The sequence below is a fragment of the Nocardioides sp. genome (assembly GCF_047607185.1).
GTDB lineage: Bacteria > Actinomycetota > Actinomycetes > Propionibacteriales > Nocardioidaceae > Nocardioides.
Genome location: NZ_JASGDQ010000121.1, coordinates 1 through 18,400, shown reverse-complemented (window position 1 = coordinate 18,400; position 18,400 = coordinate 1). Strand labels below are relative to the sequence as shown.

The 18,400-nt window shown below is 70.2% G+C and carries 18 protein-coding genes; 8 read left to right on the top strand and 10 right to left on the bottom strand.

The window, feature by feature from the left end:
- The first annotated feature begins 14 nt into the window (after window positions 1-14).
- Both QM595_RS13985 and QM595_RS13980 read left to right on the top strand, forming a co-directional pair.
- Entirely contained in the window at window positions 15-1,190 is a 1,176-nt protein-coding gene (locus QM595_RS13985; RefSeq protein ID WP_415172180.1) for an acyl-CoA dehydrogenase family protein, read from the top strand.
- Window positions 1,191-1,204: 14 nt separating this feature from the next.
- Entirely contained in the window at window positions 1,205-2,311 is a 1,107-nt protein-coding gene (locus QM595_RS13980; RefSeq protein ID WP_415172179.1) for an acyl-CoA dehydrogenase family protein, read from the top strand.
- A 228-nt stretch (window positions 2,312-2,539) separates the two neighbouring features.
- On the opposite strand, the gene QM595_RS13975 is transcribed toward QM595_RS13980, so the two are convergent.
- The 5 genes from QM595_RS13975 to QM595_RS13955 are packed head-to-tail and all read right to left on the bottom strand — an operon-like array spanning window position 2,540 to window position 7,371.
- The gene (locus QM595_RS13975; protein WP_415172178.1) at window positions 2,540-3,859 is read right to left on the bottom strand and encodes an ABC transporter substrate-binding protein; all 1,320 of its coding nucleotides are present in this window, start codon (window positions 3,857-3,859) and stop codon (window positions 2,540-2,542) included.
- Window positions 3,856-4,965: a branched-chain amino acid ABC transporter permease gene (locus QM595_RS13970; RefSeq protein ID WP_415172177.1), complete on the bottom strand. Its 1,110-nt coding sequence runs from the start codon at window positions 4,963-4,965 to the stop codon at window positions 3,856-3,858. Before QM595_RS13970 ends, QM595_RS13975 begins: the two co-directional genes overlap by 4 nt.
- Entirely contained in the window at window positions 4,962-5,861 is a 900-nt protein-coding gene (locus QM595_RS13965) for a branched-chain amino acid ABC transporter permease (RefSeq protein WP_415172176.1), read from the bottom strand. The genes QM595_RS13970 and QM595_RS13965 overlap by 4 nt, the downstream gene beginning before the upstream one ends.
- A gap of 14 nt (window positions 5,862-5,875) precedes the next feature.
- Window positions 5,876-6,616, bottom strand: a complete 741-nt coding sequence (locus QM595_RS13960) for an ABC transporter ATP-binding protein (protein ID WP_415172175.1) — start codon at window positions 6,614-6,616, stop codon at window positions 5,876-5,878.
- Window positions 6,613-7,371, bottom strand: a complete 759-nt coding sequence (locus QM595_RS13955; RefSeq protein ID WP_415172174.1) for an ABC transporter ATP-binding protein — start codon at window positions 7,369-7,371, stop codon at window positions 6,613-6,615. Before QM595_RS13955 ends, QM595_RS13960 begins: the two co-directional genes overlap by 4 nt.
- Before the next feature lie 285 nt (window positions 7,372-7,656).
- On the opposite strand from QM595_RS13955, the gene QM595_RS13950 reads away from it, so the two are divergent.
- Window positions 7,657-8,580 carry a winged helix-turn-helix transcriptional regulator gene (locus tag QM595_RS13950; protein ID WP_415172173.1) on the top strand — a complete coding sequence of 308 codons (924 nt, stop codon included), beginning with the start codon at window positions 7,657-7,659 and terminating at the stop codon, window positions 8,578-8,580.
- 76 nt (window positions 8,581-8,656) lie between these two features.
- Here QM595_RS13950 and QM595_RS13945 read toward each other — a convergent pair whose 3' ends face one another.
- From QM595_RS13945 to QM595_RS13935, 3 genes are read right to left on the bottom strand one after another with little or no spacing between them, the layout of a single operon-like run.
- On the bottom strand, window positions 8,657-9,439 hold the full coding sequence (locus tag QM595_RS13945) for an enoyl-CoA hydratase/isomerase family protein (protein ID WP_415172172.1): 783 nt from the start codon (window positions 9,437-9,439) through the stop codon (window positions 8,657-8,659).
- Window positions 9,440-9,442: 3 nt separating this feature from the next.
- Window positions 9,443-10,141, bottom strand: coding sequence for a hypothetical protein (locus QM595_RS13940; protein WP_415172171.1), 699 nt, complete (start codon window positions 10,139-10,141; stop codon window positions 9,443-9,445).
- Complete coding sequence (locus QM595_RS13935; RefSeq protein ID WP_415172170.1) at window positions 10,141-11,847, bottom strand: class I adenylate-forming enzyme family protein; 1,707 nt, start codon at window positions 11,845-11,847, stop codon at window positions 10,141-10,143. Before QM595_RS13935 ends, QM595_RS13940 begins: the two co-directional genes overlap by 1 nt.
- A gap of 146 nt (window positions 11,848-11,993) precedes the next feature.
- Here QM595_RS13935 and QM595_RS13930 point away from each other — a divergent pair, with 146 nt between their 5' ends.
- From QM595_RS13930 to QM595_RS13920, 3 genes are read left to right on the top strand one after another with little or no spacing between them, the layout of a single operon-like run.
- Window positions 11,994-12,782, top strand: a complete 789-nt coding sequence (locus QM595_RS13930; protein WP_415172169.1) for an enoyl-CoA hydratase-related protein — start codon at window positions 11,994-11,996, stop codon at window positions 12,780-12,782.
- A gap of 1 nt (window position 12,783) precedes the next feature.
- Complete coding sequence (locus QM595_RS13925; RefSeq protein ID WP_415172168.1) at window positions 12,784-13,728, top strand: NAD(P)H-dependent flavin oxidoreductase; 945 nt, start codon at window positions 12,784-12,786, stop codon at window positions 13,726-13,728.
- A gap of 37 nt (window positions 13,729-13,765) precedes the next feature.
- A complete protein-coding gene (locus tag QM595_RS13920; RefSeq protein WP_415172167.1) occupies window positions 13,766-14,035 on the top strand; it encodes a ribbon-helix-helix domain-containing protein in 270 nt (89 codons plus the stop codon).
- Between the two features lie 56 nt (window positions 14,036-14,091).
- Here the strand turns inward: QM595_RS13920 and QM595_RS13915 are convergent, their stop codons facing one another.
- Window positions 14,092-15,087, bottom strand: coding sequence for an SDR family NAD(P)-dependent oxidoreductase (locus QM595_RS13915; RefSeq protein WP_415172166.1), 996 nt, complete (start codon window positions 15,085-15,087; stop codon window positions 14,092-14,094).
- Window positions 15,084-16,802: an AMP-binding protein gene (locus QM595_RS13910; protein WP_415172165.1), complete on the bottom strand. Its 1,719-nt coding sequence runs from the start codon at window positions 16,800-16,802 to the stop codon at window positions 15,084-15,086. The genes QM595_RS13915 and QM595_RS13910 overlap by 4 nt, the downstream gene beginning before the upstream one ends.
- 107 nt (window positions 16,803-16,909) lie before the next feature.
- Between QM595_RS13910 and QM595_RS13905 the strand changes: the two genes are divergently transcribed.
- A complete protein-coding gene (locus QM595_RS13905) occupies window positions 16,910-17,482 on the top strand; it encodes a nuclear transport factor 2 family protein (protein WP_415172164.1) in 573 nt (190 codons plus the stop codon).
- Entirely contained in the window at window positions 17,479-18,249 is a 771-nt protein-coding gene (locus QM595_RS13900; protein WP_415172163.1) for an SDR family oxidoreductase, read from the top strand. The genes QM595_RS13905 and QM595_RS13900 overlap by 4 nt, the downstream gene beginning before the upstream one ends.
- Window positions 18,250-18,400 lie beyond the last annotated feature (151 nt).

The window sequence follows — 18,400 nt, the reverse complement described above, 5'->3', positions numbered from 1 at the left end:
GCTATTCAAGGAGGGTGCAACTCGCGCTTCCTCCCGACCTCGCCGCCTTCCAGCTCCAGCTGCGTGACTTCTTCGAGAACCAGGTGCCGATGCGGCTGCGCGAGCCGTTCCTGTCCGGCGCCCGGCTGGAGCGCGACTGGGTCGTGGGCACCCACCAGGTGCTCTTCGAGGCCGGGATCGCGGTGCCGCACTGGCCGGTGGAGTGGGGCGGCAAGCCGTGGACCCCGCTGCAACGGCACATCTGGTCCGAGGAGCTCTACCGGGCCGGTGTCTTCCCGCCGCTGAGCTCCAACACCCATCTGGTGGGACCGGTGCTGCTGGCCTTCGGCACCGAGGAGCAGAAGCGCCGCTTCCTGCCCCCCACCGCCTCCTGCGACATCTTCTGGGCGCAGGGCTTCTCTGAGCCGGAGGCCGGCTCGGACCTGGCCTCGGTGCGCACGACCGCGGTGCTCGACGGCGACGAGTGGGTGGTCAACGGGCAGAAGACCTGGACCAGCCTGGCGCACATGTCGGACTGGATCTTCTGCCTGGTCCGCACCGACCCCGACGCGCCCAAGCGACAGCAGGGCATCTCCTTCCTCCTCGTGGACCTCAAGTCGCCGGGCATCACGGTGCGGCCGATCCGGCTCATCGACGGCGACGCCGAGGTCAACGAGGTCTTCTTCGACAACGTCCGGGTGCCGGCCGATCAGCTCGTGGGCGAGGTCAACAAGGGCTGGGACTACGCGAAGTACCTCCTCGGCAACGAGCGGGTCAGCGTCGCCCAGATCGGGCACACCAAGCTGCGGCTCACCCAGGCGAAGCGGTTCGCGCAGGAGCGGCTGGCCGACGGCAGCGCCCTCATCGACGACCGCGCGGTCGCGATGCGGCTCGCCGAGCTGGAGGTGCAGCTGGCCGCCCTGGAGGTGACCGCGCTGCGGGTCGTCGGCGAGTCCGCCGACGGCAAGCCGGACCCTGCCTCGTCGGTCCTCAAGCTGCGCGGCACCCAGCTGTTGCAGGACGTCGTGGCGTTCGTGCTCGACCTGGCCGGCGGGGATGCCCTCGCCGCCGAGGCCGACGACGGCTCCGGCATCACCGCCTGGGCGCGGCGGGCGGCGGCGTTCCACCTCAACACCCGCAAGGTGTCGATCTACGGCGGCTCGAACGAGATCCAGCGGGGCATCATCGCCTCCTCGGTCCTGGGCCTCTGACTCTAGGGACAGACATGGACGTGACCTTCGAACCCGAACAGCTCGCCCTCCGCGAGTCCGTGGCCCGGCTGCTCGCCGGCCGCGCCGGCACTGACATCGAGGCCTGGCGCGAGACCTGGTCGGCGCTCGCCGAGCTCGGCGTCCTCGCGATGGCACTCCCCGAGCGCGTCGGCGGCGCCGACGCCGGCGCCATCGAGGTGATGATCGTCGCCCAGGAGATCGGCCGGGCCGGGCTGCGGCAGCCGTTCGTCGAGGCGGTCGTGGTCGCCGGCCAGCTGCTCGCTGAGCTGCCGGACCAGGCCACCGTCACGGCCGTCCTCGACGGCATCGCCGACGGCAGCCGGCTGGCGGTCCTGGCCCACGACGAGCCGCGCAGCCGGTGGTCCACCTCCGCCTGGGGCGTCACCGCCTCGGAGACCGAGGACGGCTGGCGGCTGACCGGCACCAAGGAGCCGGTGCTCTACGGCGCCGATGCGGACACGCTGCTGGTCTCGGCGGTCGCGGCCGACGGCACCCGGCTCTTCCTCGTCGACGCCGGCCAGGACGGCGTCAGCACCCACGCCGGCACCAGCTTCGACGACACCCCGGTCGCCCGGATCGAGCTCGCCGACGCACGCGCCGTGCCGCTGGCCGACGCCGAGCTGACCCACACCCTGCTGATGGCCGCCTCGGTGCGTGCCCTGACGGCGTACGGCGCGGAGGCGCTCGGCGCCATGGAGGCCGCGGTCGCCATGACGGTGTCCTATCTCGGCACCCGCAAGCAGTTCGGCGTCCCGCTCAAGGCGTTCCAGGCGCTCACCCACCGCGCGGCAGACCTGTACGTCGCCCAGGAGCTCGCCCGGAGCCTGACCCTGCACGCCTCGCTGGCGCTGGCCGAGGGCGTCCTCGACCCCGACATCGCCTCGCGGCTCGCCGTCCAGCTCAGCGAGTCCGGCCGGCTGATCGGCCGCGACGCGATCCAGCTCCACGGCGGTGTCGGCATGACCGCCGAGCTGGCCGTCGGCCACTACACCGCCCGCCTCGAGGCCATCGAGCGGCTGTGGGGCGACGGCCGCTTCCACCTGGGCCGACTCGCCGACACCCTCCTCGACCACGAGTCGCTGGAGTTCCTCAAGGGCTGAGGGCACCCACCGCCTGTCGAAAGGTCCCGGATGGCCCCCCGAAAGGTCCCGGATGGCCCCCCGAGAAGTCCCGGATCGCCCCCCGAAAGGTCCCGGATAGCCCCCCGAGAAGTCCCGGATAGCCCACGAAGAACCACAAAACCCGAGAGGTCCCGGACCGCGCCCTCGATCGGTCATCTTGCGACCTCTCGAGGGGCCATCCGGGACCTCTCGGCGGTTAGTGGTCGGTCAGTCGACGCTGATCACGTCGCCATCCGCCACGAACTTCTGCTGGTCGGCGTCCCAGCTGACAGCCTGGAAGCCGCTGACGCCGGCCGGGCGGGTCGCCGAGCTGACCCAGTTGATACCCGGCATCAGCAGCGGCGCCGCGTAGTCCTGGTCACGGGCGGCCTCGATGATGGACTTTCGGGTCAGCCCCTCGTCGGAGTCCGCAGCCTGCTGGAGCGTGGTCTTCAGCAGCATGGCGACCATCCAACCGGACTGGGTGATGGTGTCGTTCGGGTCGCCGTCGGAGCCGATCGCCGCGACGTACTCCTTGACGTCCTCGTCGTTCGCGTAGGTCGCGTCCCCGGTGTCCTTGAGGTACTTCGCCAGGGTCACACCGTCGGCGCCCGGGCCGGCAGCGATGTACTCCTCGGCGCTCACGCAGTTGCTCGCCTTGAGCTCGAGGTCGGGGTGGTAGTCGATCCGCTCGCGGGCGGTGTCGAAGGCGCCGCAGGTGCCCACCACGCCCGCGTGGTAGATCACGTTGACGCCGGCCTCCTTCATCGTGGTCGCCGCGGCGGCCGGGTCGGTGTCCTCGACCTCCTTGACGATCGTCAGCCCGGCGTCCTCGGCTGCCGCCTTGAACGCCTCCGCGGCCGCCTTGCCGCTGGCCGCGGCGTTCTCGACGATGCCGATGGTCGGGTCGCTGACCTTGCTCTGGAGATACTTCACCAGGAACTTGGTCTCGACGGCAGCCGAGGGCAGGTACTGCACCGTCCAGGGGTAGGTCTCGATGTCGCTGTACTGCGGGTCGCTCGAGCTCGGGTAGAGCATCGGGACGCAGGCGGCGTTCTGGTCGTCGACCATGCCGCTCAGCGCGCCGGCGCCGAAGGTGTCGAGGGTGTCGACGTCCTCCTTCTCGATGAACTCGGTGCCGTTGGCCTTCGCCTTGTCCGGCGCGAACTGGTCGTCCTTGTAGATGGCCTCGACCTTGACGCCGTTGATGCCGCCGGCGTCGTTGATCGCCTTCAGGCCGGCGCGGAAGCCGATCAGGGCCTCCTCGACGACGCCGGCGACCGGGCCGGAGAGCGGCGCGCTGTAGCCGATCTTGAGGGTGCCCTCGATCGTCTCGGTGGCGGCCTCGGGGTCCTCGCAGTCATCGACATTGACCGAGAAGGCGCTGTCGGAGCCGGTGCTCGAGGAGCTGCTGTCGTCATTGCTGCCGCTGGCCTCGTCGTCGCTGCTGGAGCCGCCGCAGGCGGTGATCACCAGGCTGGTGGTGACGGCCAGCACCGGGAGCGCGAGTCCGCGGCGCCACCTGGCCGTGTTGCGGTATGCGGTCATGAGTCCTGCCTTTCCTTGACAGTGAGTGAGCCATCGGGCACGGGCGGTGCTCGATGCGCATCGGGTGGATTTGCGGACCGACCGGCGACGGGCGCCGGACGTGCGGGGCGGAACACGACGAACCGGCGTCCCAGCCGGCCGAGGCCTCCCGCGATTCCCGAGGGGGCGAGGAAGATCACCAGGATCAAGACCACGGCGAAGAGCACCGCGGAGGCCTGGCCTTGTCCGAGGTCGGAGGTGTAGTAGGGCACGTAGACGGTGATGACGCCGCCGATGAGCGGGCCCAGCAGGGTGCGCTCACCGCCGATCACCAGGCCGATCAGCAGGGTGATGCCGGCCAGCAGGGTGAAGGAGCCCTCGGCGTAGAGGCTGCCGAGGTACATCGCGAACAGTCCGCCGGCGGCACCGGTGATGGCGCCCGAGATCCCGAACATCGCGACCTTGACCACCGCGATGTTCATGCCGGAAGAGGCGGCCGCGATCTCGTTCTGCCGGACGGCGGTCATGGCCAGCCCGTACCTGCTGCGGATCAGCGACCGGATCAGGTACATGGTGACCAGCAGGACCACGATCGCGACCCAGTAGAGCCACACATCCTTCTGGCCGAGCGCGTAGCCGGACCACTCCGGCGGCCGCAGCAGGGCGCGCGGGATGGACATGCCGCTCGAGCCGCCGGTCAGGCCGTCGAAGCGGGCGACCATCTCCGGGAAGGCGACCGCGAAGGCGAGCGTCACCATCGCGAGGTAGAGGCCCCGGATCCGCAGCGCCGGCAATCCGACCAGGAGCCCGACGATCAGGCAGACGAAGGCGGACACCGGGATGGTCGCCCAGGCGGCCCAGTCGTGCTTCACCACCAAGATGCCGGTGGTGTAGGCGCCGATGCCGAAGAACGCCGAGTGGCCGACCGAGAGCAGGCCGGTGTAGCCGGTCGCGATATTGAGCCCCGCGATCGCGATGGCGAAGATCATCACGCGGGTGACCTGGCCCATCTCGAAGCGCTCGAGGGTGCTTCCCCAGAAGACCAGGACGGCGATCGCGATCAGGGCAGCGACATACAGACCGCGGTACGCCGCAGAGTCGCGCTTGACGACGACAGGGAGTTTCACACTCGCTCCAGACGACGAGCCCCGAACAGACCGGTGGGGCGTACCAGAAGGATCACGACGATGACGACCAGCGCGGTGGTCAGCGAGAGCTGACCACCGAGGAACTCCACGTAGCCGTTGAGCAGCGAGAGCCCGATGCCCAGGCCGAGACCGCCCACGACGGCGCCCTTGACGCTGTCGAGGCCGCCGAGCAGCGCTGCCGCGGTGGCGAAGATGAGGACGTTGAACATGCCGCTGAGTCCGAGTTGCTGCGGGGGCACCAGCGGGATCAGCAGGGCGCCAGCCAGCGCGCTGATCGCGCCGGAGAGGCCCCACGAGATGGTGAGCACCCGTCCCACGCTGACGCCGCACAGCGCGGCGGACGCGGGGTTGTTGGCGACCGCCCGCATCTGCAGGCCCATGCTGGTGCGGTTGAAGAAGACGGTGAGCGCGACGACGACGGCGACCATGATCAGGAAGATCGCGATGGTGTCGTAGTAGAGGCGAGCCTCGCCGATGCTGAGGTAGGAGTCGGTGCCCGAGGGCAGCATCTTCGGGAAGACCTTGTCGTCGGAGCCCCAGATCCAGCCGTCGAGGCCGTTGAGGCCCGTGAACAGGGCCAGCCCGATGATCAGCACCGCTGTCTCGTCGTGCTTGCGCACCGGACGCACCAGCCAGCGCTCGGCGAGGGCGCCGAGCAGGAAGCCGACGAGCATGCCCGGGATCACGGCGAGCCAGATGTTCCAGCCCTGCTCGGTGAGCCACCAGGAGACGTAGCAGGTGAACAGGGCGAACTCGCCCTGCGCGAAGTTGATGGTCGAGGCGCTGCGGAAGACGATCACCAGGCAGAGGGCGATCATCACCCACACCGAGCCGTTGGTGACGCCCGAGAAGAGCCGCGCGAGCAGGATGTCCATGCGAATCTCCCTTGTCAGTAGCCGAGGTAGGCGGCGCGAATGGTGTCGTCGGCGCGGAAGGCCTCCGCAGATCCGCTGGCGGTGACCTCGCCGACCTCCAGCAGATAGACCCGGGAGGCGATCTCCAACGCGAGCTCGGCGTTCTGCTCGACCAGCAACAGCGCCGTACCCGAGTCACGGTTGATGTCACGCAGCGTGGCGAAGATGCCCTGCACGATCACCGGTGCGAGCCCGAGGCTGACCTCGTCGCACATCAACAGCCGCGGCCGGCTCATCAGGGCCCGGGCGATGGCCAGCATCTGCTGCTCGCCGCCGGAGAGCAGGCCCGCGGTCTGCGCACGGCGGTCCGCGAGCCGCGGGAAGACGTCGAACCAGCGGTCGAGATCCTCCTCGACGGCCCGCTTGTCCTTGCGGGTGACCGCGCCGAGCCGCAGGTTGTCCAGCACCGAGAGGGCGGTCATGGTGCCACGGCCCTGGGGCACCAGGCTGACGCCACGACCGAGCATGACGTCGGGGCGCGTCCGGCTTACGGCCCGGCCGTCCACCTTGAGCGTGCCCTTGAAAGGCAGCTGGCCGGACAGCGTCGCCAGCAGCGTCGACTTCCCGGCGCCGTTCGCCCCGAGCACCACCACGACCTCGTGAGGGTCGACGGCCAGGGAGATGCCGTGGAGCACCGCGGCGCCGCCGTACCCGGTGACGATGTTCTCGGCCTCGAGCAGGTGGTTCGTGCTCGTCGGCGCGGTCGGCTCGCTCATGCGGACTTCCCCAGGTAGGCGGCGATGACTTCCGGATTGCGCTGGACCTCCGCCGGCAAGCCGTCGGCGATCGTGCGGCCGAAGTCCATCGCGACGACGTGGTCGCAGATGCCGATGACCAGGCCCATGTGGTGCTCGACCAGCAGCACGCTGAAGCCGCGCTCGTCGCGCAGCGACCGGATCAGCTCGCCCAGTTCGGCCACCTCGCTGTGGGTGAGGCCGCCGGCCGGCTCGTCGAGCAGCAGCATCGTGGGCCGGCTGATCAGCGCGCGCGCCAACTCGACCCGCTTCAGCGTGCCGAAGGGCAGGCCGGCGGCCGGCTGGTGGGCCACCTGGAGCAGGTCGAGCCGTTCGAGCAGGTCCCAGGCGTCCCGCTCGACCTGTCTGGTCGCCTTGCGCGCGCCCGGCCAGCCGACGAGGGAGGGGATCAGGTGCGGGGTCGACACGCCGTGCGCCCCCGCGATCGCGTTCTCCAGGACGGTCAGGGCCGGCCACAGCGCGAGGTTCTGGAAGGTACGGGCGACGCCGGCACGGATGATCTGGTGGCGGCGCAGCGCCAGCAGGTCGACGTCGCCGTAGGTGATCGACCCGGAGTCGGGGCGGTAGACCCGGGTGACGCAATTGAAGAGCGACGTCTTGCCGGCACCGTTCGGGCCGATCAGGCCGCAGATCTCACCGTCATCGACCTCGAAGCCCACGTGATCGAGTGCCGTCACTCCGCCGAAGCGAAGGGCAACGTCTACGACCTTGAGCATCAGGCACCTTCTCTTAAAGAAGTTCGTTTGATTTCAGAGTGGCTCATCAAGGTGACCTGTGTCACTGTTGGCCTGTGACTGCAGTCACTCGACAAGCGCTGCCTCGCTTTATATCTGCGTAACAGAGGGTGAGTCAACCTCTGACTCTGCTTCTTGTAGTGACTTTCTCAATAGTTGCTAACCTGTGACCAGCCGACGCGGAGCTGGTGGTGTCGGGGCGGCTCTCGACGCCGCGAGCCGGGCGCTGGCCGGCGCCGCCTAGACTGCGCGGCACGAAGGGATGAGATGGCTGAGAAGAACGGCGATCCAGAGAGCCACAGGTCCGCCCTGGGGCAGGCCCTGGCGCTGCTCGGCGACATGTGGACCCTGCGCATCGTCATGTGGGTCTTCATCGGCAAGCGCCGCTTCCAGGACGTGCGCAAGACGCTGTCCATCTCCGACCCGGTGCTGTCGCGGCGCCTCAACGCGCTCGTCGACGCCGAGATCCTGCAGACCCACCGCTACCAGACCAATCCGCCGCGCTACGACTACCTGCTCACCGACCGCGGCCTCGAGCTCTGGCAGGTGCTGGTCGCGATGTGGGCCTGGGATCGCCGATGGGCGGGCCGCCACCACCGCGACGCACGGACCCAGCTGCGCCATCTGCCCTGCGACAACGTGGTCCGGCCGGTCTTCGGCTGCGGCTGCTGTGGCGCGATCGGGGTCACCGCTCGCGACGTACGGGGCAAGGTCGACGACCAGTTGCTCGCGGACTTCTCCTATCGGCGCGGTCGCCGCTCCCCCTCGTTGACCGCGGACATCGATGCCACCGGCGTGCTCGGCGACCGGTGGTCGACATTCCTGCTCTCCGACGCGTTCACCGGGACGCATCGCTTCAACGACTTCCAGGCCAACCTCGGCATCTCCCCGGTCACGCTGGCCCAGCGGCTCAACCTCTTCGTCGAGGCGGGGCTGATGACCCGCGACGAGCCGGCGAGCGCCCGGCGGCCGGAGTACCGGCTGACCCCCAAGGCGCTCGACTTCTTCGACGTCACCACGACGATCAACGGCTGGGCGCAGCGCTGGCTCTCCGAGGACGGCCACTCCGGTCTCTCGCTGACCCACGTCCCGTGCGGCCAGGAGCTGGTCCCCCAGCACACCTGCAACGCCTGCAACCAGCCGCTTCGCCGGACCGAGATCCGCTTCGAGGGCAAGATCGGGTCCCTGTAGGGCGATCCGGGACCTCTCGGGGGGCCATGAGAGACCTCTCGGGGGGCCATGGGAGACCTCTCGGCGGGGGAGGGGGTCAGCGGCCGGTGAAGACCGCCGGCCGCTTGGCGAGGAAGGCGGCGACGCCCTCGCGGTGGTCCTCGGACTGCTGGCACTCGGTGAGCGCGGTGACATGCTCGACCAGGTGCTCGTCGCGGGTGCGCGAGGAGGACCAGTTGAGCAGGCTCTTGGCCCGGGCGATCGCGAACGGCGATCCCGACGAGACGGACTTGGCCAGCGCGCGGGCCGCGTCGAGGAGCCCCTCGGCCGGTACGACGTCGAGCAGGAACCCGATGCGCCTGGCCTCCTCGGCGTCGATGAAGTCGCCACTGAGCACCAGCCGCTTGGCCTGCTGCAGTCCCACGATCTGCGGCAGCAGCCAGGTGCCCATCCCGGCGTCGGGGATCAGGCCGCGCTGCACGAAGATCCAGGAGAACCGCGCGTTCTCCGAGGCGATCCGGAAGTCGGCCTGCGTGGAGAGCTCGACGCCGAGGCCGGCTGCGGGGCCGTCGATGGCGGCGATCACCGGGGTGGTGGCATTCCAGAAGAACCAGTGCGAGCCGTCCCGGTGGCTGAGCCGGTCCTCCGGCTTCTCCTCCAGGCCCACCTCGCGCAGCTCGCTCAGGTCGGTGCCGGCGCAGTACTGACCCGGCACGCCGGTCAGGATGATCGCGCCGATCTGCGGGTCGGCGTCGGCCTCCAGGGTGTGCTCGCGAATGGCGCCGTACATCGAGTAGGTCAGCGCATTGCGCTTCTCCGGCCGGTCGATGGTGATCGTGGCGATGCCGTCGGAGACGTCGTACTTGATCCGCTCGTCCACGACTCAGCCCGCCACGAAGTGGAAGTCGACGCCGCACAGGGTGAGCGTGTCCCCGGCTCGCGCGGGGTCCGCCGCGAGCACGTCGACCGAACGCAGCCCCCGCCTGCCCCCGCCGGTCTCGACGAAGTCCAGCTGCTCGGAACCGAGCCGGACCCGGGTGCCGGCGGCCTCCAGCCCGAGCAGGTCGGCCCAGCGGCGTGCCATCGCGGTCGGGTCGTCGACCGCGATGGCGGCACCCACGATGTCCGTGGCGACGCCGGTCGAGCGGTGCTCGAAGATCTCCGGAGCGAAGTGCCAGGTCTCCGGCGGGTCGATCTCGTCGATCTCCGCCAGTGTGCCCAGCGCCTTCGGGTGCCATTGCGAGATCGGGTGGCCGCCGTAGTCCTGGTGCAGCACCGGCTCGATGCCCTGCTCGGCGGCGCGCCCCACCACGCCGGCGAGGTCGCCGACCTGGACCACTGCCATATAGCCGAGGTCGCCCTCCGCGACGAGCCGGCCGTGCGGTGAGTCGGCCGACAGCGGCGCGCAGATCTCCAGGAAGGTGTCGCCGAAGGTGTAGACCTCGTGCGCGAAACCGAGCTCGGCCATGCCCGGCTCGTCCCGGACGCCGCCGGTGAAGCCGAACGCCGCCCTGGCCGCGGCCAGGGAGCCGGTCAGATCCCCGGTGAGCAGCACCACCTGACGCAAGCGGAGGTTCCCCATCACACGCTTCCTTCCTTGACTTCGCTGCGGAGTCGTTCGCGCAGCTCCCGTTTGAGTACCTTGCCGATGGCGTTGCGGGGCAGCGCGTCGACGATTTCGAGCCGCTCGGGCCACTTGAACTTCGCGACGTCGGCCTCCCGCACGATCCCGATGACGTCGTCCAGGCTCGGCGGTCGCGCCGGATCGGCCGGTACGACGAAGAGGCAGAGTCGCTCGCCGAGTCGCTGGTCCGGCTCGGCGACGGCGGCAACCTCGCCCACCCGCCGATCGGCACCGACGATGGCCTCGATCTCCGCGGCGGAGATCTTGAAGCCGCCGCGCACGATCAGGTCCTTGGCCCGGTCGACATGGACCAGCAGCCGGGGGTCCTCGGCGCTGACCTCGAAGACGTCGCCGGTGCAGAACCAGCCGTCGTCGTCGAAGCCGGACCGGCCCAGACCCAGATAGCCGGAGAAGATCGCCGGGCCCTTGAGCCGCAGCTCCCCCGGCACGCCGGGGCCGGTGACCTCCGCGCCGGTCTCCAGGTCGACCAGCCGCAGGCTCATCGCCCGGGCGACGCTGGTGCGGTAGGGCATCTCCGCGATGCCGTAGCGCGGGAACAGCCGGCCGCGCTGGGACGGGTCGGGCAGCGTCTCCGGCTCGGAGAAGAGCATCCCGCCCTCGTTGGAGCCGAACAGGTTGAGCACCTCCACGCCCCGGCCACGCTCCCAGGCCTCGATCATCCAGCCGGCGAGCGGGGCCGAGCCGGAGGAGACGGCGCGCAGCGAGGACAGGTCGTAGTCGACGCCGTCACCGGAGACGACCGCGTTGAGCACCGGCGGCGGCGCACAGGTGTAGGTCACCTGGTGCTCGTCGATCTGACCGCAGAAGACGTCGAGGTCGAAGGGCTGGTGCTGCACCAGGGTGGCGCCGTACAGCAGCCAGGCCATGAACATCGCGGCCAGGCCGCCACCGTTCACCATCGGGAACGGGTTGAGCAGGATGTCCGCGGCGGTGACCCGCGCCGACTCGCCGCAGGCGGTGCCGAGCACCTCCCACTCGCCGTAGGCCCGCGGCACGCCCTTGGGGAAGCCCTCGGTGCCCGAGGTCCACACGATGGTGACCGGGTCCTTCGACCGCAGCGTCAGCCCGGCGACGTAGGCCTCGGCCTGCGCGGCATCGGCGACCCAGCCGGTGTCGTCCAGGTCGACGATCCGGTCGTCCGTCGGCTCGCCGCCGAAGGCCGCGACGGCGCGCAGCGACGGCACCTGGGCCAGCAGCGGCAGCGCCTCGGCGGCGAGGTCGCGGCCGGCGACCAGCCGGGTGGTCACGAAGACCTCCACCTCGGCGAGCTCGCACATCCGGGCCAGTTCGTGGGAGCGGTACTGCACCGGCAGCGGTACGACGACGGCGCCGAGCCCGGCAGCGGCGACCAGCGCGATGGGCAGCTCGACGACATTCGGCAGCTGCACGGCGGCCACGCCGCCCTGCCGCACGCCGAGCTCGTGCAGGGCAGTCCTGAGCCGCCGTACCTCGGTGTCGACCTCGGCCCAGGTGAGCGACCTGGGCTCGCCGCGGGTGAACGCCGACCGGTTCGGCGCGTCGACCAGCGAGGTCCGGTCCGGATGCGCGGCCACCGCCGCCGCCAGGCAGTCGGACCAGGTGATGTCGCTCCACCAGCCCTGCTCGACCAGCTGCCGGCTCTGCTCCTCAGTGAACAGCTCCATGTCTCGCACTGTAGTGCGATTCGCCATTTACTACTAGATAGCAAGTCACGAATCGGTGGGATATGCTCGCGAACGACCTGCCGTGAGCGATCAAAGGTCAGTTATCGACAGCCACCAGGACAGAGGAGGGCCGAACGATGTCAGACGTGCTGGTGACCCGAGACGCGCCCGGGACGGCGACTGTCACGCTCAACCGTCCACATCGTCACAATGCCTGGACCGTGCCGCTGCAGGCCGCCTACTTCGGCGCGCTGGCGGAGCTCGCTGTCGCGGACGACGTCGCGGTGATCGTGGTGACCGGGGCCGAGGGCACCTTCTGCCCCGGCGCCGACACCGAGGCGCTGCAGGGCTATAGCGACACCGGCGCCACCAACCCGGACATGGCCCTGATCGAGCAGCCGGAGTGGTTCGCCATGACGCTGCCGAAGCCGGTGATCGCCGCCGTCGAGGGCGCCTGCGCCGGAGTGGGTCTGGCGCAGGCGCTGCTGTGCGACCTCCGGATCGCCGCGCCCACCACCCGGTTCACCACCGCGTTCGCCCGCCGCGCGCTGCCGCCGATGCACGGGATGGGAGCGTTGCTCTCCCGGGCGGCCGGCGACGCGGCCGCGGCCGACCTGCTGCTCACCGGCCGCACCTTCGACGGCACCGAGGCGCACCGGCTCGGGGTGGTCCACGAGCTCTCCCCGACGCCGTACGATCGCGCTCTGGAGCTGGCCGCCGAGATGGCCGCCAAGTGCGCGCCGTCCTCGATGGCGATGCTCAAGCACCACCTCAACGAGCCCTGGCTGCCCCGGGTGCGCGACGCGGTCGAGTCGGTCGACGCGATCCTGCCCGACGTGCTCGGCTCCGCAGACTTCCGAGAAGGGGTGGCGAGCTTCCTCGAGCGCAGACCACCACAGTTCGCGCCGTACTCCGGCGCTGGTGAGGAGAGATGACGTGACCTTCCCAGGATTCGAGCGGGTGCGACTCCCTGTCGTGGCCGCGCCGATGTTCCTCGTCTCCGGGCCGGAGCTCGTGGTCGCCGCCGCCAAGTCGGGTGTCATCGGCTCCTTCCCCAGCCCCAACTGCCGCACCGCGGCGGACCTCGACCGGTGGCTGGGCACCATCACCGACCAGCTCGACCCGCAGACCGACGCGCCCTGGGCGATCAACCTGGTGACCCACCGCAGCAACACCCGGCTGGCCGAGGACCTGGCGCTCGTCGCGGAGTATCAGCCGGAGATCGTCATCACCGCGCTCGGCTCGCCGAAGCCGGTGATGGAGGTCGTGAAGGGGTACGGCGGCACGGTCATCGCCGACGTGGTCTCCATCGCGCTGGCCAGGAAGGCCGTGGAGGCCGGCGTGGACGGGCTGGCCGCGGTCTCGGCCGGCGCCGGTGGACACACCGGTCACCTCTCGCCGTTCGCATTCGTCTCCGCCATCCGCGAGTTCTTCGACGGCATCGTCACGATCGGCGGCGGCATCGCCGACGGTCACGGCATCGCCGGCGCCATCGCGGCCGGGGCGGACCTGGTCTACATGGGCACCCGGTTCCTCGCCGCCAAGGAGAGCATGGCGCCGGAGGCCTACAAGCAGATGATCGTCGACCACGGTCCCGACGACCTGATCGTGAGCGACGGCATCACCGGCACCGACGCCTCCTGGCTGCGGCCGAGCCTGCTCGCCAACGGCCTCGACCCCGACAACCTCGTCAAGCCCGGCCAGCGCGACTACGACTCCGCGAACGCCTCCGCCACCCGCTGGAAGGACCTCTGGGCCGCCGGCCAGGGCCTCCAGGTCATCCGCTCGATCGAGCCGGTGGCGACCATCGTCGACCAACTCGAGCAGGAGTACGCCGCCGCCGCCGCCCGCTTCGCCGAGGTCACCGCCGCCACGCCCTGACCGTTCCACCCGCTCGACCGGCAGCTCACCGGTCAGTATGGTGATCGGTATAGCTAACACCCAGAAGGTCACCGTCACGCTGCCTAAGGCAACCGTCGAGGCGGTCCGTGAGCTGGTCGAGGCAGGCAAGGCCGACAGCGTGTCGGGTTTCGTCCTACACGCCGTGCGGACCTCGCTGGAGGACATCACGGGCTGGGGCCCGATGCTTGCCAAGGCATTGGAGGAGACCGGCGGCCCGATGACTGCTGAGGAGCGCGTCTGGGCCGACGAAGTCCTCGGTCGCTCAGGCACCCAGGGCGCGGCGTGACGTGGGCATCACTGGATCCGGGTCTCGACCTCGTGGTCGTCTGACAGCTCCCGCGCTCAGCCCTCGAGGCCGGTGACCCGGCGCAGGGTGGCGATCAGCTCGTCGCGCTCGGCCTGGGTCTCCCGGGTCGCCTCGACCCGGTGGGTCTCGCGCGGTCGGCGGTCGTGCCAGAACAGACCGCTGCTGCGTGCGGGCTCGTCGGCCGAGGCCAGCCAGACGGCGGTGTCGGCGCCCTGCGAGGCGGTGCGCAGCACGTCGCCGAACCGGTTGACGAAGGTCGCCATCGAGGCGCTGTTCATCAGGCCGGGCGTGACCGCCCAGCCGGGGTGGGTGACATGGCAGACGACGCCCCGGTCGGCCAGCTGCTCGGCGCGGACCTCGGTGACGATGATCTGGGCGCGCTTGGTGCGGGAGTAGACCGCCTTCGGCTCGTACTCCTCGCGGGTGCCGTCGAGGTCGCCGAGGTCGATCCGCTGGCTGTAGGCGCCGCCGGAGGTCATCTCGATCAGCCGGGCCGGCGCCGACTCGGCGAGCCGGTCGAGAAGCAGCTCGGTGAGCAGGTAGGGGCCGATCATGTTGGTGGCCCAGGTCAGCTCGTAGCCGTCGACCGACTCCTGCCGGTCGTCGACCATGTGCCCGGCGATGTTGAGCAGCACGTCGATGCGCGGGAGCCGCGTCAGCAGCTCGGCCGCCGCGGCGCGCACCGAGGCCAGCGAGGCGAGGTCGCACAGCACCCACTCGACCTGGTCGTTGCCGGTCTCCGCCGCGATCCGGTCGGCCACCGCGGGAGTGCGCTCGGGGTCGCGTCCGACGATGACGACGTGGGCGCCGAGCGCGGCCAGGTCGGTGGCGGCGGCCAGGCCGAGGCCGTTGGTCGCGCCGGTGACGACCACGGTCTTGCCGGCGACGTGGCTCATGTCGGAGTCGTCCCAGGTCGGCCGGCGACGCTCGTAGCCCTCCCGGCTGAAGCTCACCGTGTCGTCGGCGGCAACCTCCGCGTCGATCCGGTCGGCCTCCGCCGATGCCGCGTCGGTCACTGTCGTGTCGCTCATCGGCTCCCGCTCTCGGCCGGCAGCTTGCGCAGCTCTCGCTTGAGGATCTTGCCCACCGGGTTGCGGGGCAGCGCGGTCAGGATCTCGAGCCGCTCGGGCAGCTTGTACGACGCGATCTTGCGATCCCGCAAGAACTGGACCAGCTCCTCGAAGGTGAGCGTGTGGCCCGGCGTCAGCACCACGATCGCCGCGACCCGCTCGCCGAGCACCTCGTCGGGATCGCCGACCACGGCCACCTCGGCGACGGCCGGATGCTCGGCGATCAGCGCCTCCAGCTCGACCGGCGCGATGTTCATGCCGCCGCGGATCACCAGGTCCTTGGCCCGGTCGACGTACTTGAGGAATTGGTTGCGATCGCCGGCGATCTCGAAGATGTCACCGGTCTTGAGATAGCCGTCCTCGTCGAACGGGTCGCCGGTGCCGCCGAGATAGCCGGGGAAGACCGTGGGACCGCCGAGGCGCAGCTCACCGGGCCGACCCGGCTCGGTGATCTCCTCGCCGGTCGTCAGGTCGACGAGCTTGAGCTGGATCCACTCCGAGACCCGCGAGGACCAGTGCACGCCCTCGGCGCCGTAGCGCGGGAAGTAGCGCGCCCGGTCGTCGGGGTCGGGGAAGTCCTCGACGCTGGAGAGCAGCGCGATGCCCTCGTTGGAGCCGAAGAAGTTGATCACGCCGACACCGTGCTTCTCCTGCCAGCCGCGCACCATCGCCGGCTGCAGCGGGACCGAGCCGGAGCCGAGCCGGGTCAGGCTGCTCAGGTCGTACTTCGCCATCAGGCCCTCGTTGTGGAGCAGCATCATCAGCAGCGCCGGGGGCGCGCAGGTATAGCTGACCCGCTCGTCCTGGATCTGCTGGAGGAAGACGCCGAGGTCGAACGGGTGGTGCTGGACCACGGTGCAGCCCGAGCGCAGCCAGGCCAGCAGCACGCCGTTGATGCCCGCCATGTTGACCATCGGGAACGGGTTGAGGACGACATCGTCCTTGGTCAGGCGAGGCGCCTCGGTGGTCGCCCACGACATCGCCATCCACTCGTAGTGCGCCCGCGGCACCCCCTTCGGGACGCCCTCGGTGCCCGAGGTCCAGCAGATGGTCATGCAGTCGTTGGGATCGACCGGGTGCTCCGCGCGGTAGGCGTCGACTCGGGCACGATCCTCCTCGGTGGCGGCCGCCGGCACCAGGTGGGGGATGCCGTCGGTGGCCTCGCTCGGGTCGCCGAAGGTGACGATGGTGCGCAACGACGGGATCCGGTCCTGGATCGAGGTCCACTCCTGCAGCGGCGTACGGTCCCCGAACCTCGAGGCCACGATGGCCACCGCGAACTCGGCCCGGTTGCCCATGTCGAGCACCTCGTGCTCGCGGTACTGCACCGGCATCGGCGAGACCGTCACGCCGATGAGCCAGGCGGCCCAGTAGACCTCGGCGAGCTCGATGGTGTTGGGCAGCTGTACGGCGAGCACCTGGCCTTGACCGAGGCCGAGGTCGAGCAGCCGGGCGGCGAGGCCGTAGACCTCGTCACCGAGCTCGGCCCAGGTCACTCGCCGGGGCTCGGAGCCCAGCAGGGCCGGGCGATTGGCCGGGTCGATGATCGCTATCCGATCGCCGCCCTCGGCGACCCGCTCCAGGAAGAGCCGGTCGACCGTCTCGTCGGTCCACCAGCCTCGCTCCTGGTAGCGGGCGATCCGGTCGGCGGGATGCAAACCGCGCAGTGCAGTCATCGGGCAAATCTCCACATCTCGTTCATGCGGGCACAGGGGGTGTGAGGTCCATTACTATCACAAACAGAGCGAGTAGGTTCGCTCGGACCCGTCCCGGAAGGAACGACATGACCTCATCCACCCCTGCTCAGCCCGCCGACGCCTTGCGCGGGCTCCTGGACAAGCAGGAGATCCACGAGTTGCTGGTGCGCTACATGCGCGGCATCGACCGCGGCGACCTCGACCTCATCGCCGGGTGCTACCTGCCCGGCGCCACCGAGGACCACGGCGGCCTCTTCGTCGGGCCGGCCGCCGACTACCTCGCTTCGATCGGCGCCAACCTCACCCATCCGCGCGCGCTCACCAGCCACCTGACCACCAACATCCTCATCGACCTGGACGGCGACAGCGCCCGGGCCGAGTCCTACATCCTGGCCTTCGCGCGGGTACGACGCCCCGACGGCGTGGTCGCCGACACCCTCACCTGCGCGCGCATCGTCGATGAGCTGGCTCGCGTTGAGGACCGCTGGGGCATCAAGCACCGGGTGTTGCGCTGGGACTGGAACCACGACATGGACAAGAGCGAGACCTGGGCGTTCGGCCTCATCGCCGGCCCCGACAGCCCGCTGCGGCGCAGCGAGAAGTACCCCCACGACGTGCTCTACGCCGACTCGCTGGCTCCCACCGGAGACGAGGCATGACCACGCTGCGCGGCGCGCGGGTGCAGGGAGCCCGGCTGCTGGTCACCGGCGCCAACCGGGGCATCGGCCTGGCCTTCGTCGAGGAGGCGCTGGCTCGCGGCGCCGCCAAGGTCTACGCCGGCCTGCGCGACCCCGACACCGCCACCGACGAGCTGCTGGCCACCGGTGCGGAGATCGTCCGGCTGGAGGTCACCGACGCCGACGACGTCTCGGCCGCGGCTGCCGAGTGCACCGACGTCAATGTGGTGGTCAACAACGCGGGCTACTTCGGCAACGACCGGCTGATCGAGACCACCGACGAGGCGATCGCCCGGCGGGAGATGGAGGTCAACTACTTCGCTCCGCTGGCCATGATCCGGGCCTTCGCGCCCGTGCTCGCGGCCCAGGGCGGCGGCTCGATCGTCAACGTGCTCTCGGTCGCCGCGATCGCACCGACCGCCTTCATGGGTGGCTACTCCACCTCGAAGGCGGCGACCCTGTGCCTGGGCGGCATCGCCCGGGCCGAGCTGGAGCCCAAGGCCATCACGGTGACCTCGCTGATCGTCGGGTCGGTCGACACCCGGATGGCTGCCCATGTCCAGGGCAGCAAGGAGCAGCCGCGCACCATCGCCGCCGCCGGGCTGCGGGCCATGGAGCGCGGTGAGTGGACCTGTGACACCGACCGGATGGCCGTCGAGTCCCGGGCCCGGCTCGCGCTGGACCCGGTCCGCTACGAGCGCGGCCTCGGCAGGCTGTTGGCCGCGGCCGAACTGTCGACCAAGCACTGACCCGGTGGTGCAGCTGAGCGTGGCCGATGGGCCGCGCTCAGCTGCACAAGGCGAGGAGCTACGCCCGGTACGGCGTGGCGACCGGGTGCACCACGATCCCCGGCGGTGCGGCCACCAGGTCCGGGATGGCGTGGATGACCTGGGCCCCGAC

Bases quoted from the DNA above. Each gene is read 5' to 3' on its own strand.
- QM595_RS13950 (WP_415172173.1), top strand. From the start codon at position 7,657: ATGGCTGAGAAGAACGGCGATCCAGAGAGCCACAGGTCCGCCCTGGGG.
- QM595_RS13920 (WP_415172167.1), top strand. From the start codon at position 13,766: ATGGTGATCGGTATAGCTAACACCCAGAAGGTCACCGTCACGCTGCCT.
- QM595_RS13965 (WP_415172176.1), bottom strand. From the start codon at position 5,861: ATGGACATCCTGCTCGCGCGGCTCTTCTCGGGCGTCACCAACGGCTCG.
- QM595_RS13935 (WP_415172170.1), bottom strand. From the start codon at position 11,847: ATGGAGCTGTTCACTGAGGAGCAGAGCCGGCAGCTGGTCGAGCAGGGC.
- QM595_RS13960 (WP_415172175.1), bottom strand. From the start codon at position 6,616: ATGAGCGAGCCGACCGCGCCGACGAGCACGAACCACCTGCTCGAGGCC.
- QM595_RS13975 (WP_415172178.1), bottom strand. From the start codon at position 3,859: ATGACCGCATACCGCAACACGGCCAGGTGGCGCCGCGGACTCGCGCTC.
- QM595_RS13905 (WP_415172164.1), top strand. From the start codon at position 16,910: ATGACCTCATCCACCCCTGCTCAGCCCGCCGACGCCTTGCGCGGGCTC.
- QM595_RS13955 (WP_415172174.1), bottom strand. From the start codon at position 7,371: ATGCTCAAGGTCGTAGACGTTGCCCTTCGCTTCGGCGGAGTGACGGCA.
- QM595_RS13940 (WP_415172171.1), bottom strand. From the start codon at position 10,141: ATGGGGAACCTCCGCTTGCGTCAGGTGGTGCTGCTCACCGGGGATCTG.
- QM595_RS13980 (WP_415172179.1), top strand. From the start codon at position 1,205: ATGGACGTGACCTTCGAACCCGAACAGCTCGCCCTCCGCGAGTCCGTG.
- QM595_RS13915 (WP_415172166.1), bottom strand. From the start codon at position 15,087: ATGAGCGACACGACAGTGACCGACGCGGCATCGGCGGAGGCCGACCGG.
- QM595_RS13910 (WP_415172165.1), bottom strand. From the start codon at position 16,802: ATGACTGCACTGCGCGGTTTGCATCCCGCCGACCGGATCGCCCGCTAC.
- QM595_RS13900 (WP_415172163.1), top strand. From the start codon at position 17,479: ATGACCACGCTGCGCGGCGCGCGGGTGCAGGGAGCCCGGCTGCTGGTC.